This is a genomic window from Micromonospora sp. ALFpr18c, from assembly GCF_008868155.1.
In the GTDB taxonomy this organism is placed as follows: Bacteria; Actinomycetota; Actinomycetes; order Mycobacteriales; family Micromonosporaceae; genus Micromonospora.
The window spans coordinates 14,274-28,075 of record NZ_WBKR01000068.1 but is presented as its reverse complement, the minus strand read 5'-3'; the positions used below and the strand labels follow the sequence as shown (position 1 = coordinate 28,075).

13 protein-coding genes are annotated in these 13,802 nt (G+C 72.8%); 5 read left to right on the top strand and 8 right to left on the bottom strand.

Annotation, left to right across the window (positions count from 1 at the left end):
* The 3 genes from F8271_RS14685 to F8271_RS14675 form a co-directional block, all read right to left on the bottom strand.
* Positions 1–1,898, bottom strand: a 1,898-nt coding sequence (locus F8271_RS14685) for a PIG-L family deacetylase (protein ID WP_151490332.1), incomplete at its 3' end; no start/stop codon positions are given.
* Positions 1,899–1,973: 75 nt separating this feature from the next.
* A complete protein-coding gene (locus F8271_RS14680) occupies positions 1,974–3,746 on the bottom strand; it encodes a stealth family protein (RefSeq protein WP_151490331.1) in 1,773 nt (590 codons plus the stop codon).
* A gap of 68 nt (positions 3,747–3,814) precedes the next feature.
* Positions 3,815–5,617, bottom strand: coding sequence for a stealth family protein (locus F8271_RS14675; RefSeq protein ID WP_225854544.1), 1,803 nt, complete (start codon positions 5,615–5,617; stop codon positions 3,815–3,817).
* A gap of 481 nt (positions 5,618–6,098) precedes the next feature.
* Here F8271_RS14675 and F8271_RS14670 point away from each other — a divergent pair, with 481 nt between their 5' ends.
* Positions 6,099–7,019 (top strand): DNA-3-methyladenine glycosylase, encoded by a 921-nt coding sequence (locus F8271_RS14670; protein WP_151490330.1) that lies wholly within the window; start codon positions 6,099–6,101, stop codon positions 7,017–7,019.
* A gap of 14 nt (positions 7,020–7,033) precedes the next feature.
* Here the strand turns inward: F8271_RS14670 and F8271_RS14665 are convergent, their stop codons facing one another.
* A complete protein-coding gene (locus F8271_RS14665; RefSeq protein ID WP_151490329.1) occupies positions 7,034–7,537 on the bottom strand; it encodes a DUF1990 family protein in 504 nt (167 codons plus the stop codon).
* A 96-nt stretch (positions 7,538–7,633) separates the two neighbouring features.
* On the opposite strand from F8271_RS14665, the gene F8271_RS14660 reads away from it, so the two are divergent.
* A complete protein-coding gene (locus F8271_RS14660; RefSeq protein WP_151490328.1) occupies positions 7,634–8,128 on the top strand; it encodes a GNAT family N-acetyltransferase in 495 nt (164 codons plus the stop codon).
* Here the strand turns inward: F8271_RS14660 and F8271_RS14655 are convergent.
* On the bottom strand, positions 8,103–8,282 hold the full coding sequence (locus F8271_RS14655; protein ID WP_151490327.1) for a hypothetical protein: 180 nt from the start codon (positions 8,280–8,282) through the stop codon (positions 8,103–8,105). The genes F8271_RS14660 and F8271_RS14655 overlap by 26 nt on opposite strands.
* Before the next feature lie 65 nt (positions 8,283–8,347).
* Entirely contained in the window at positions 8,348–8,560 is a 213-nt protein-coding gene (locus F8271_RS14650) for a hypothetical protein (protein WP_151490326.1), read from the bottom strand.
* Between the two features lie 135 nt (positions 8,561–8,695).
* Here F8271_RS14650 and F8271_RS14645 point away from each other — a divergent pair, with 135 nt between their 5' ends.
* Genes F8271_RS14645 through F8271_RS14635 form a run of 3 tightly spaced genes read left to right on the top strand, consistent with a single transcriptional unit; the run spans position 8,696 to position 11,874 of the window.
* On the top strand, positions 8,696–9,811 hold the full coding sequence (locus tag F8271_RS14645; protein ID WP_151490325.1) for an ATP-dependent DNA ligase: 1,116 nt from the start codon (positions 8,696–8,698) through the stop codon (positions 9,809–9,811).
* 31 nt (positions 9,812–9,842) lie between these two features.
* Positions 9,843–11,399, top strand: coding sequence for an alpha/beta hydrolase (locus F8271_RS14640; protein WP_151490324.1), 1,557 nt, complete (start codon positions 9,843–9,845; stop codon positions 11,397–11,399).
* A gap of 22 nt (positions 11,400–11,421) precedes the next feature.
* Complete coding sequence (locus F8271_RS14635; protein ID WP_151490323.1) at positions 11,422–11,874, top strand: GNAT family N-acetyltransferase; 453 nt, start codon at positions 11,422–11,424, stop codon at positions 11,872–11,874.
* Between the two features lie 195 nt (positions 11,875–12,069).
* Here the strand turns inward: F8271_RS14635 and F8271_RS14630 are convergent, their stop codons facing one another.
* Together F8271_RS14630 and F8271_RS14625 are read right to left on the bottom strand one after the other, a co-directional pair.
* Complete coding sequence (locus F8271_RS14630) at positions 12,070–12,795, bottom strand: ABC transporter ATP-binding protein (protein ID WP_151490333.1); 726 nt, start codon at positions 12,793–12,795, stop codon at positions 12,070–12,072.
* Between the two features lie 11 nt (positions 12,796–12,806).
* Positions 12,807–13,802, bottom strand: coding sequence for an ABC transporter ATP-binding protein (locus F8271_RS14625; protein ID WP_151490322.1), 996 nt, complete (start codon positions 13,800–13,802; stop codon positions 12,807–12,809).

The window sequence follows — 13,802 nt, the reverse complement described above, 5'->3', positions numbered from 1 at the left end:
TTGAGGTGCGCACGGTCGGTCGGCGAGCCGACGAAGAGGACGCCCGCGGTGGACCATGTCGTCGACACCCCCCGCCCCACCGGCTGCCACGACAGGCTGGTCGCGCCGGTGTCGTCCCGCTTCACCAGCACCGTCGCACCGGGATCCCGCGCAACCGCCACCGCGGCCACCGGGCCGAAACCCCCGCTCCCGTCGAGGCTGGCTGGGGAGACCGGCCAGCCGCCGCCGGCCCGCTGCCGCAGCGCGAAGACCCGACCGCTCTGCGCCTCGCGGAAAACCAGCAACAGCCGACCCCCGGGTTCCGCGAGCACCGTCGGAGGACCCGCCGGTGCCGGCACGGCGAGCGTCACCGGCCGCTCGAACGGCCCGTCCGCGCTGGCCTGCCGCCAGTGCAGCACCGCCCGGTCGGTCCCCGCGAACAGCTCGATGCGACCGTCGGCGGCGGTCGTCACGGTCAGCCCTTCCTGCACGACACTGCCGCCGAGGTCGTGCCAGGGACCCCAGCTGTCCGGACCGGTCTGCACCCGACTGCTCACGCCGCGCCCGAAGTTGCGGACGAACACCCGGACCCGCCCGTCAGCCCCGACGGCGGCGACCGGCATGCCCATCTCCAACCGCCGGACCTCCGCGTCGGCGGCACCGTCGGCCGGGTTGCCCAGCTCCGTCCAGGGACCGAACGGTCCGCCCGCCGCGGACTGCACAGCTGTCACCAGGACGCGCCGGTGGCCCTGCCGCGTCAGGTCCAGAACCTGGCGGACACCGAAGAGGTGGGTCCGCCCGTCGGTGCCCGCGAGGGCGTACAGGTGCGGCACCAGGCCGCCCTCGTCGATGAGGTCGGGCCCACGCCAGGTCCCGCCACCGGGGCGGGTCTCCCGCCACACCGCCGCCCGGTCCCCGAGCACCGCGAACGCGGCGAGCCGCCCGTCGGCCTGTCGGAGCAGCCAGGAGACGCTGCCGGGATAGCGGGCGTGGGTGCTCTGCCCGTAGCCGGGGACGTGCCCCTGATCGCCGACCTGGTAGTCGCCGCAGCCCACCGGGTCCCCGCAGTCCCGGGGGACGCCGCCGTAGATGTCCAGCAGCGCTTTCTTGGCGGCGAACGCCTCCGGCCCGAGGTTGCGCGGCCAGTGCCGGTTGTAGTAGCCCCGGAAGCTCTCCCGCAGAACGGGCTGCCCCCCGGCCTGCGCGTGGCGTCGGACCGCCTCCAGCGCGAAGTACGCGCTGGCCGTGTGCGTGAGATGGTCCGAGTACGCGATTCGACCGCTGGCCGCGTCGTAGGTCTTGTGGTCCGGATCGGGGTCGAGCAGCCGTACGACGGTCGGCTGGACCTCGCCCAGCAGCGCCGTCAACGCGGCGAGCAGTTGCTCCCGGTCGTACGCGCCGACGCTCTCCAGCGGGCTGCCCGTCGGGAGGAGGGCCGGCAGGGCCGGCAGCCGCCCCTCCCAGAGCGCGCTGAGCCACCGGGGTGGCTCGTCGCCGACCCCGTCCTGCGTGCGGAGGTTGAAGAAGACCAGTCGTACGGTCGGCGCGTCGACGAGGGTGGCGACCTCGACGGGTACGCCGCCCGTCAGCACCCGCGCGACCCGCGACCAGGCGGCCCTGCGGTTTCCGAGAGCCATCTGGGCGTACGCCGCGCGAATGCCGTTCTGGCGGGCCGCCGCGTAACCGGCGAAGTCGACCGGAACGGCGGCCCGGTCGGGTTGGCTCTGGGGGGCGTTCCGCCCGTCGGCCTCGCTCGCGGTGAGGTAGACCGCGGTGACCGGGCAGCCGCTGCTGATCGCCTGCTGCACGGCGGGGTTGAGGAAGAACAGGTCATCGTCGGGGTGCGCCACGACCTGCAGGTAGGACGCCGGCTGCTGGGCCGGGGCGGACCGGCCGGCCCCGCTTCTCAACCAGAACAACGCGTGACCTCCGGACGGGCGGAGTGACGACGACGGGCTCCGCGGGGTGGAGTGTGACGGGAAACGGTGCTCATGTCAGCTCTTCTCCCATGGGCTGGGCACCGGGAAGTAGGTGTCCAGGAAGGGCGTGAGGAGCGCGACCTGGGCGGCCAGATCAGCCTCGGAGGAGAACGCGTCGTTCAGGCAGAAGACGTGCCGGTCCCGGCGGGCCAGCAGGTGTGCAAGGCGCGCGGGAGTGTCGGGGTGGGACAGCTCGGCGATCGCGTACTCCAACTCGCCGAGTACGGCCCGGCCGGTCTGGAAGGCGTAGTAGTGGTGCAACGATGAGGCGATCGAGATGTCCGTCATGCCGCGGAACCGGTTGGCGGCGGTCGCGTGGTGCGGCAGCGGGAACTCCTGCTCGATCTCGTGCAGGACGCTGCGCCGCAGCGCGTGCGGCATGTGCTTCATCTTCTGGTTGAGCACGGTGCCGAAGCGGTCGGCGATGAGGGCCCGGTTGTTCTTACCGGCAGCCGACGACGGGATGTCGTCGGCGCTCGGGGCGCCCGGCGGCACCAGCGCCGGCGAAGGGAAGAACCGGGAGATGCCGTTGGCAAGAAAGAAGTCCTGCGGCAGCACCTCGGTGCCGAGGAAGACGTCGTCGTTGAAGTAGAGGAAGTGCTCGGAGAGCCCGTCGATGTGGTGCAGTTGACTCTCGATCGCGTGCGAGTTGTAGGTCGGCAGGACCGACGGGTCCGTGAAGATCTCCCGATGGCTGACCACGCGGATCCCGGGCGCGGACGGCTCCAACCAGGGTGGCACCTGGTCGTCGGTCACCAGGTAGATGTGGCGGACCCAGGGCGCGAACAGGTGCACCGATCGCAGTGAGTAGCGCAGCTCGTCGCGGCTGAGGAACCGCGCCGGGCTCGCCGCCTCGGCGTGGTACGGGACGCCGGTCACCGCGGCGCGTCGGCGCAACCAGTCCGGGTCCGTGCCGTCCACCCACGTGTAGACGACGTCGATGGGGAAGGCCACGTCCTCGGGGCGCCTCCCGGCGAACTCCGGCCGGCTGCGCACCGTCGCGCTGCCGGTGGGCGGCACCAGCGCGGTGAACGTCGACTCGGGCACCAGGACAACGGGCGAGGACGTCCGCACCTGCTCCGCCACCGGGTTACGGCGCGGGGCGACGAGTGTGTCGCCCTGGCGCGTCCAGAACTCGACGTCACAGCCGTACTCCAGCCCCAGCACCAGACGGTGTCGGGGGTCCGTCCGGTACCAGGTGAGTCGGACCACCCGGGCGTCGGTGAGCCGGTCCCAGGTCCTGGGCTCGAACCCGGCCGCGGGTGGCGCCTCGCGGTCGCGGCGGGGTACGCAGACGTAGCCGGGCACCCGGGCGCAGGCCGCCGCGAGGGCGGCGTACACCCGGGGGCGGTCGGCCGCGTCGACGGCCACCACGGACGTACGGTGTGAGCGCCCGCGGACGCGGAAGTGCTCCACGCCGGCCTCGTCCAGTGCCGCCGTGACGGCCGCGAGGTTCGCCGCGCGAGCCCGCAGCGGGGTTACGGCCGCGTCGACGTGGGCAATTCGTGCTCCGCGGTCGGCCGTCACCACGGCCCGGTCACCGCCGGCGAGCAGTTCGGGTTGCCGCCGGGCCAGCCGCTCACCCCGACGCCCCGCCCCCTGGGCGTCCCGGGAAGCCCGCGCGACCCACTGCTTCAGCTGGTGGCGCGCTCGCGGGCTCACCTTGGTCGCGATGGCACGACGGGTCTGCGCGCTCAGCACCCGACGGTAGACGTCGACGAGCCCCGACGGCTCGGCGAGCGCCGAGGGTGGTTCCGACGAGGACGGTTCGGGTGCGGGGCGTACCAACTGGGCTCCACTGGGGATGGTTGCGGGAAGACGGGCTCAGAGACGCGGCCGGTCAGCCGTCGGCCTCATCATGGCGGCGTGCGGCCGGTGGCCCTGTTGAACCTGTTGTTCGGCAGGGTCGGGGCGTCGACGGGAGCGGCCCGACGGGCTCCCGGCACCGGCCGGAAGGAGGTGCGCCACAGGGCGGTGGCGCCCAACCGCCGACGCTCGGCCACCACGTCGTCGGGCAGCTCGAAGGGCGCCGGGAAGGGCAGGTAGCGCGGTAGGAAACCGGCCAGCATCTTCTCCTGCTCCTCGAACGCCCGGGAGTCCGAGTCGGTGTCGTTGAGGCAGAACACGTCGCGGTGCCGGCGGGCCAGCAGCTCCGCGAGGCGGGCGGGCGTCGAGGGGTGGCCGAGGTCCGCGTACTCGTACTCGATGTCGGCCGGAACCGCCTGGCCGGTCAGGTACGCCCAGTACTGGTGCAGTGAGGACGGAATGGAGAGGTCGCCCTGGTGGCGGAAGCGGTGCTGGGCCGTGGCCAGCACGTCTGCGGGCAGCTTGCCCTCGATCTGCTGCATGATGCTGCGCCGCAGCGCGAACGGCGTGTGCTTCATCTTCTGGGTGATGGTGACGCCGAACTGCCGCTGGATGTGCCGGCGGTTGTTCTTGCCGGCGGCGTTCACCGGTGGGTCGTCAGGCTTCGCCTCGCCCAGCCCGAACTGCGCCGGGGAGAGGAAGAACTTGGCGATCCCGTTGGCGTGGAAGAAGTGCGTCGGCAGCAGCGGACGGCCCAGGAAGACGTCGTCGTTGAGGTAGAGGAAGTGTTCGGCCAGGCCGTCGATGCGGTGCAACCGGGACTCGATGGCGTGGGAGTTGAACGAGGAACGGCCGCCGAGGTCGGCGAAGAGTTCGGAGTGCGTGACGACGGTGACCATCGGGTGGTGCGGATCCAGCCAGCTCGGCAGCTGACTGTCGGTGACCAGGAAGATCCGGCGTAGCCACGGCGCGAAGCTGTGCAGCGAACGCATCGAATACCGCAGCTCGTCCCGGTTGTGGTAGCGCGACGTGTTCGCCGCCACCGCGTGCAGCGGGCCGTCGGGCGTGCCGAGCGCGGCCATCTTGCGCTTCAGCCACTCCGGGTCGGACCCGTCCACCCAGGTGTAGACGGCGTCGATCGGGAAGCCGACCCGGTCCGGGGCCCGGACCGTCAGATCTCGGCGGGTGCGGTAGGTGTGGTCGTCCGCCTCGGGAACGAAGTGGCTGATGAGGGCCGCGGCGACCCGGACCTTCTCCGCCTCGGCAGGCGCCTCGTCGATCACCGCGTTGTGCCGGGGTGCGCGCACCACGTCGCCGTGCCGGGTCCAGAATTCGATCTCGCAGGCGAACTGCGCGCCGAGAACGACGCCTGCCTTCGCGTCGGTCACCGGAAACCAGATCTGGAACACCTCGGCCGGGGCCGCGTCCGGCTGATTCCGGCCGGGCTGGACGGTGACCACCCGGACGTGCGCGCCGGACAGCGTCGGCGCGGACCGGACCAGGCGGCGCAGCACCGCCGGCCGCTGGTCGTCGAGGACGGCGACGGTGCTGCGCAGGTAGTCGTCGTTGCGCAGGCAGTGGTAGTCGATGCCGGCCGTCTCCAGGGCGGCGGTGACCGCGGCGAGGTTGCGGTGCCACAGCTGCAACGGCGTGGCGCTGGCGACCACCTCGGCCTGGGTTCGGACGCCACCGTCGGGCACGGTCACCCGGGCGCCCAACGGGTGCACGGTGTCGCCGCCACGCGGGCGGGACAACGTCTGCACCAGGCCGATGCGGCGGTGCGCGGGCAGCAGACCCAGCAGACGCCGTCGTGCGGGTGGGGGCAGCAGTCGGTAGACCTTCAGGGCGATCACGCGCCGGGCCGTCCGCTCGGGACGGCCCGCTCGTCGGCGGCCACCTCAGCGCTGCTGGTGAACGGCGTCGTGGAACCCCACGCGCGCGGACGTGACACACACCGGTGGAGCCATCACTGCATGCCTTTCGCCATCCCCCGTGGGCACCGCGCGACGATCTGGCGAGCCGACCACACGCTGTGCGGCGGTGGTGGTGGGCCAGATCCCCGGGCCGGCGCACTCTCCCGCACAGCGGGAGTGGTGGCCGCCGCAGGTGCGCCCGAAGCAGTGCGTTTACCTGCGGGCAATCAAACAACCACATGAGCGACAGCTGGCCTACAGGGGAAAGTCGCATAAAGATGTTGTGCACCGATTTTCGGTAAGAATCCTGGCCGTTCAGGTGGTACGACCACACCGGTGCAGCTGGCTGATCTGCCCCAACCGGTGACCGACCCGGTACGGCGGTCACCGCCGCCACGCCCCGACCTGGCAGAGTGGCGGGGTGACCGAGACCGAGCCCGCCGCGACCCGGGTGCTGCACCCGCCGGTCGGGTACCGGCTGGTCGCGTCGGTCCGCGCCCTGACCTTCAGCCCGTACGACCCGTGCGCGCGCATCGCCGCCGGCACGTTCTGGTGGGCGACCCGTACCCCGGACGGGCCGGCCACCCTGGCTCTGCGGCCGGCCGGCGGTGAGCTGCTCGCGGAGGGCTACGGGCCCGGCGCCGAGCACGTCCTCGCCCGCGCCGACGCGATCGCGGGGCTGCGCGACGATCTGACCGGCTTCACCGAGCTGGCCGCGGCGCACCCGCTGGTCGCCCGGCTGGCCCGGGAGCACCGGGGGCTACGGATGCCCGCCACCGGGCAGGTCTTCCCCCGACTGCTGCGCGCGGTCTTCGAGCAGAAGGTCACCGGCAAGGAGGCCTACCGGGCGTACGCGGCGACCGTGCGGCACTTCCGCGAGCCGGCGCCCGGCCCGCTTCAGCCGCTGCTGCTGCCGCCCGAGGCCGCAGCGGTGGCCGCGACCCCGTACTGGGTGTTCCACCCGTTCGGGGTGGAGCAGCGGCGAGCCGACACGCTCCGTCGCGCCGCGGCGCTCGCCGACCGCCTGGAGCGCTGCGCCGACGCCACCGAGGCCACCCGCCGGCTGACCGCCATCCCAGGCATCGGCCCGTGGACGGCCGCCGAGGTGGTCCGGATCGCGTACGGGGATCCGGACGCGGTCAGCGTCGGCGACTATCACATCCCGAACACGGTGGCCTGGGCACTCGCCGGCGAACCGAGGGGCGACGACGCCCGGATGGTGGCCCTGCTGGAGCCGTTCCGGGGTCACCGGGGCCGGGTGTGCCTGCTGCTGGCCGCCGCCGGCATCCAGGCGCCGAAGTACGGCCCGCGCGCCCCGATCCGCTCGTTCGCCCGCTTCTGACCCGGGCGGCGCGGTCAGCGGCCGGCGCAGAGCCGACGCAGGGTGCGACCGAGCCACCACGCGTACCCGTGCTGCACGGCCCGGACCGCCGGGCCTCCGGCGCGGGTTAACCAGCGGTCCGGACGGCTGAACGCGCGTACCTCGAACCAGACCGCGCCGGCGTCGTCGCGGCCAACCTCGAACGCCTCCTCGCCCCGCTCCGGGTGCCCGGGCAGGGTGCCGTAGCCGAAGCCGGCGAGCACGGGTGAATCCTCGCTCCAGACCACCCGGCACGGCCCCCAGACGCGGGTCGGGCCGACACCGAGGCCGGACGCCACCAGCACCCCCGCGGTGGCGCGCGGGGCATCGGTGCGGATCCGGACGCCGGCGGCGCGGTGCAGCCGCCAGCTCAGCAGCGCCTCCGCCGCGGTCTCGAAGCAGCCGGCCGGCAGCGGGTACCGGTGGCGCAGGTGGTGGTAACCGGCGGGCAGCGGACCATGCCGGGTCGACCCCACTTCCGGGTACGTCAGCTCGGCCACCGCTCCCCCTCGCCGTCGTGCGGACACCGGCCAGGGTACGGCCGGCGCGAACGGCCCGCCCGCGGATGCGGTGGGCGGCTGTGGTGTGCTGCCTCGATGAGCGTCGAGGCGAGCATCGTCCCGGCCGGTGTCGCGGACGCCGGCGAGATCCTCACCGTGCAGCGCGCCGCGTACCTGACCGAGGCGCAGAACTACACCGATCCGTTCCTGCCGCCGTTGACCGAGACGCTGGCCGAGGTGGTGGCGGCGTTGGCCGGCCCGACCATCGTGCTCGCCGCTCGGTTGGGTCACCGTCTGGTCGGCTCGGTACGGGCCGAACTGGACGGGGACACCGCGCGCGTCGGTCGCCTCTCGGTCGCACCGGACCAGCAGGGGCGGGGCGTCGGGGGCCGACTGCTCGCCGCGATCGAGGCGGCCTGCGTCGGCCGGGCCGCCCGGTTCACCCTGTTCACGGGGGCGGGCAGCGCGCCGAACCTGCGGCTGTACGAGCGGCACGGCTACCGGATCGTGGCGTACCGGCCGGACCCGAACGGCATCCGGTTGGCCGTGCTGGAGAAGCCTGCGGTCAGCCCTGCTCGCACCGACGTCTGAGCCCGTCGGCCTCCATCCGCAGGTAGCGGCGGAACAGTTCGCCGTACAGCCAACCGATCGGCCCGGCCAACGGCCCGGACTGGGTCATCGCCAGCTCGACGAGGGTCCGTCCATCGGGCAGCGGCAGCAGCCGGTGCTCCGCCGTGGTCCGCACGCCGGGGGTCTCTGTGACACCGGCGTTCAACACCGCCACCGTCGAAGCTCCTGAGTGGACGTGGGTCAGGCGGCCTCGTGCAGGTCGGCCAGGCTGAGCGGGGTACGCCGACGCAGCAGCTCCTCCAGCTCCGGCACCGAACCGACCTCACCGAGCACGTTGCGGCCACCGCCGAACCGCTCGGGGTAACGGCGGGTCAGCCGGTAGCGGTAGCGGCCCCGGATCAGCTCGACGCTCACCCGCCACCGCCCGCAGCAGTCACAAACCCACTCGGACACCTCGCGAAAGTAGCTCTGACCTGCAGTTATTCGATTCGCCCGGCGGGGACGAGCGGCACGCGGGCGGACACGACGCCCCCGCACCCACGGTGATCTGCCTCACGACTGTCGGTGCCGTCTGGTTGACTGGTCGGCGTGGACCTGCCGATCAACCCACCGGTCGAGCCGATGCTGGCCAAGAGCGTCGCCAAGCTGCCCACCACGCCCGGGGTGACCTATGAGCCCAAGTGGGACGGGTTCCGGTGCATCGTGTTCCGCGACGGCGACGAGGTCGAGCTGGCCAGCCGGGGCGGCAAGTCGATGACCCGATACTTCCCCGAGGTGGTCGAGCAGGCGCTGCGGCAGTTGCCGGAGCGGTGCGCGGTCGACGGCGAGTTGATCGTGATCCGACGGGATGGCCCGGACGGCCAGCCCCGGCTCGATTTCGAGCTGCTGGCCCAGCGCATCCACCCGGCGGCGTCCCGGGTGACGATGCTGGCCGAGACCACCCCGGCCGACTTCGTCGCGTTCGACCTGCTGGCCATCGGCGACGAGGCGCTGCTCGACCAGCCGTACCCCCGCCGCCGGGAGCGTCTGGTCGAGGCCCTGGCCGGGGTGCGCCCGCCGGTGCACGTCACCCAGGTCACCACCGATGCCGAGACCGCGCGCCGCTGGTTCGACGTCTTCGAGGGCGCCGGCCTGGACGGCTTGATCGTCAAGCCGGCCGATCTGCCGTACGAGCCGGGCAAGCGGCTGATGTTCAAGGTCAAGCACGCCCGCACCGCCGACGTCGTGGTCGCGGGTTTCCGCTGGCACAAGTCCGGTCCGGTGGTCGGCTCGCTGCTGCTCGGCCTGTACGACGACACCGGGGTGCTGCACCACGTGGGGGTGAGCGCGTCGTTCAGCATGGCCCGCCGCGCCGAGTTGCTCGACGAGTTGGCCCCCTACCGGGACACCGGCGGCGAGCACCCGTGGGTGCACGGCGACCACGAGCGCGGCCAGCGCATTCCGGGCGGGGTCAGCCGGTGGACCGGCACGAAGAACCTGGAATGGGAGCCGGTGCGCCCGGAGCTGGTGGTCGAGGTCGGCTACGACGCGATGGAGGGCGAACGGTTCCGGCACACCGCCCAGTTCGTCCGGTGGCGGCCGGACCGCGATCCCCGCTCGTGCCGCTACGACCAGCTTGACCGCCCGATCCGCTTCGACGTGGATCAGGTGCTGCGCGGCGATCCGGCGGCCACCGTGGACCGGGCCGCCACCGGCTCGGCGTAGCCTGGCCGTCGACTCGACCCCGGAGGACCACGTGATCCGTCGCCGTCTGGCCGCCCTCACCGTCGCGGCGCTGCTCACCGCCGGCTGCACCCTGCCGGCGTTCGCGCCACGCACCGACGTGGAGGGTGCGGCTGCGCCGACCGGCAGCGCGCCGACGTGGCGGGCCTGCCCGGAGGTCGCCGAGGATCTGGTCGGGCGGGGCGCACCGGACATGCGGTACGAGTGTGCCCGGATCGCGGTACCCCGCGACTGGGGCACCGGTGGCGGGGCGACCGCCGGCCCGGGTGCCGGGCAGACCTTCGAGATCGCCCTGCTGCGGGCCCGGTCCACCAAGCAGCGCGACCGGATCGGCTCGCTGGTGGTCAACCCGGGCGGCCCCGGCGGCTCCGGCGTCGACACCGCCGTCTACCTGTCCTTTGGGACCCAGTTCGGTGGGCTGCCCAGCTCGGTCACCGAGCGTTTCGACATCGTCGGCTTCGACCCGCGCGGGGTGTCCCGGTCCAGCCCGGTCAAGTGCATCTCGGACGCCGACCTGGACACCAGCTTCGGCTACGACCCTGATCCGGCCAGCCAGGCGGCGTTCGACGGCTTCGTCGGCCTGAGCCAGCGGATCGGGCGTGGCTGCGGCGACCGGTACGGCGACCAGTTGCCGCTGTACGGCAGCGAGCAGGCCGCCCGCGACATGGACGCCGTGCGGGCGGCGGTGGGTGACGACAAGTTGACCTACCTGGGTTACTCGTACGGGACCCTGCTGGGCGCCATCTACGCCCAGCTCTACCCGCAGCGGGTGCGGGCGTTGGTGCTCGACGGCGCGGTCGACCCGCAGCAGCGGCTGGTGGCCGGGTCGGAGAGCCAGGCCCGGGGCTTCGAGCGGGCCTTCGACAACTTCGCCCGCTGGTGCACGGCGAACGCCGGCCGCTGCCCGATCGCCCCGGACGCACGCGCCGCGGTCACCTCCGCCATCGACAAGGCCAAGGTCTCACCGGTACGCGGTGCCGACGGTCGGGAGGCCACCGCCGGCTGGGTCTTCTACGCGGTCATCTCGTCGCTCTACACCGAGTCCGGCTGGCAGGAGTTGGCCCAGGCGATCGACCGGCTGGCCGAGGGTGATCCGAAGGACGTGTTCCGGCTCGCCGACTCGTACGCCGGCCGGGAGTCCGACGGGCACTACTCGAACCTGTTCGACGCCAACCTGGCCATCAACTGCGCCGACGAGACGGAGAAGCCGAGCCGGGAGCAGATCCGCCAGTTGCAGTCCCAGTGGCGCACGAAGTATCCGCTGTTCGGTCCGGCGCTCGCGGTCGGCATGTTGAGCTGCGTCGAGTGGCCGGGTGGACGGGACCCGTACCCGACCGGCCGGGCCGGCGGCGCGCCGCCGATCGTGGTGGTCGGCACCACCGGCGACCCGGCGACGCCGTACGAGCAGACCGGCCGCCTCGCCTCGATGCTCGGCGTTGGCCGGGTGCTCACCTGGGAGGGCGAGGGGCACACCGCCTACCCGCAGACCTCCTGCGTCACCGACGCGGTCGACGCGTACCTGCTCGACCTCACCGTGCCCCGGGAGGGCCTGCGCTGCCCGGCCAGATGACCGGTGTGCCAGGCTGACCGGCATGACCGACGTGATCTGCCGGGAGGCGGTTCGGGCCGACCTGCCCGCCGTCATCGCCCTTCTCGCCGACGACGTCCTGGGCAAGGCCCGCGATTTCACCGAGGTGGACGAGGCGTACGAGCGGGCGTTCGCCGACATCAGCGCGGACCCACGTAACCAGCTGATCGTCGCCGAGCAGGGCGGCGACGTCGTCGGATGCCTCCAGATCACCTACATTCCGGGGCTCGGCCGGCACGGCGCCGAGCGGTCCCTGATCGAGTCGGTGCGGGTCCGCGCGGACCGGCGTGGCGCGGGTCTGGGCCGGGAGTTGATGACCTGGGCCATCGACCGGGCCCGCGAGAGTGGCTGTGCCCTGGTGCAGCTCACCACGGACAAGCGCCGCGCGGACGCGCACCGCTTCTATCTGGGTCTCGGCTTCGTGGCCAGCCACGAGGGCATGAAGCTCGCGCTCTGACCCGGGCCCGGCACTGACGTCAGGGCTCCACCCACCGCGGCGCGGACGCTTTGGAGTTGATGCCGTAAACGAATCGGGGGCGGTGATTCGGCTACGGCATCAACTCCAAAGGGAGCGCGGACCACCACCTCGCCCGCCACCGGACACGCACGGAGGCGACACGCACGGAGGCGACACGCGCGGCGCGGCCCCCCGTCAGCCGTCGACCAGGCGCCCGTCGCGCAGGACGAGCACCCGGTCGGCGAGGTCGATCAGGGCCGGGTCGTGCGTGGCCACCAGAGCCGTCATGCCGCGGGCGTGCACCACCGCGCGCAGCAGATCCATGATCGACCGACCGGTCTCCGAGTCGAGCTGACCGGTGGGCTCGTCGGCGATGAGCAGGTCCGGTTCGTTGGCGAGCGCGCGGGCCACCGCCACCCGCTGCTGCTGCCCGCCGGACAGCTCGTACGGGCGCTGGGCCGCGTGCCCGCCCAGGCCGACCAACTCCAGCAGCACGGCCACGCGCTGCTCCCGCTCCGCGGCCGGCACCTGCGCCAGCCGCAACGGCACACCCACGTTCTCGGCGGCGGAGAGAATCGGCACCAGCCCGAAGGTCTGGAACACGAATCCGACGGTGCCCCGGCGCAGCCGCAGCAGCTCCGCCTCACCGGCCGAGGTCACCTCGTGCCCGGCCACCACCACCTGACCGCTGTCCGGCCGGTCGAGCCCGCCGACCATGTTCAGCAGGGTGGTCTTGCCGGCACCGGAACGGCCCCGCACGGCGACAAGTTCACCACGGTTGGCGCTGAACGAGACGTCCCGCACCGCGTGCACCGCGTGCGCGCCCCGGCCGAAGCTCCGGCTGACGGCGCTGACCCGCACCACCTCGTCCGTGGTCGGCACCGACCCACCGTTGATTCCGGTCGCTCCGGTCACCACCATGTCCCGACGGCTCACGCTCTTGCCTCCTGCTCGTCCGCGGCCCGGTAACCGGGCCGTACCTGCACATGGTCGGGCTCCAGATCGAGCCGGACCCGCTCCTTCAGCGACAGCGCGTCAACGAACGCGGCCGGCAGCTGCATCCGCCCGTTGCGGTCCAGCACGGCGTACTCCTCGCTGACCAGTTCGGTGTTGCCGTCCGCACCGACCCGCGCGGTCCGTCGTACCTCGGAGGCGGTCCGCCCGTCGCGGATCGCGACGGTCCGGCGGACCTGCGTGGCCACGGCGTGGTCGTGAGTGACGACGACGATCGTCACGCCCAGCTCGGCGTTGATGGTGCGCAGCGCCGCGAAGACGGCCGCGCCGGTCGCCTCGTCCAGTTCGCCGGTCGGCTCATCGGCGAAGAGCACCTCCGGATCGTTGGCAACCGCCACGGCCACCGCGCACCGCTGCTGCTCGCCGCCGCTGAGCTGCCCCGGCCGCCGGTCCGCGCAGTAGCCCACGCCGACCATGTCGAGCAGTTCCCGGGCCCGCTCGCGACGGGCCTTGCGGCCAAGCCTGCCCGCGAGCTGCATCGGCAGCTCGACGTTCTCCAGCGCGGTGAGGTACGGCAGCAGGTTGCGGCCGGTCTGCTGCCAGACGAACCCGACCAGCTGCCGCCGGTAGCTCAACCGCCGCTTCCCGGACAGCGAGAGCAGGTCGTAGTCGGCTACCCGGGCGATGCCGGCGGTCGGCGTGTCCAGGCCGGACAGGATGTTGAGCAGGGTCGACTTGCCCGAGCCGGAGGCGCCGACGATCGCCACCAGTTCCCCCCGGTCGATGACCAGGTCGAGCCCCTGCAGGGCGACGACCTCCACCCCCTCGGTCTTGAAGATGCGCACTAGGCCGTCGCAGACGATGTGTCCGCGCAGCCGGTCCTGCCCGCCGGCCCGCTCGGCGGCGCGTTGCGCGGCCCGCTGTTGCAGCGCGGCCAGATCGGGCACCAGTTCACTCTGGGCGGTCGCGGTCAT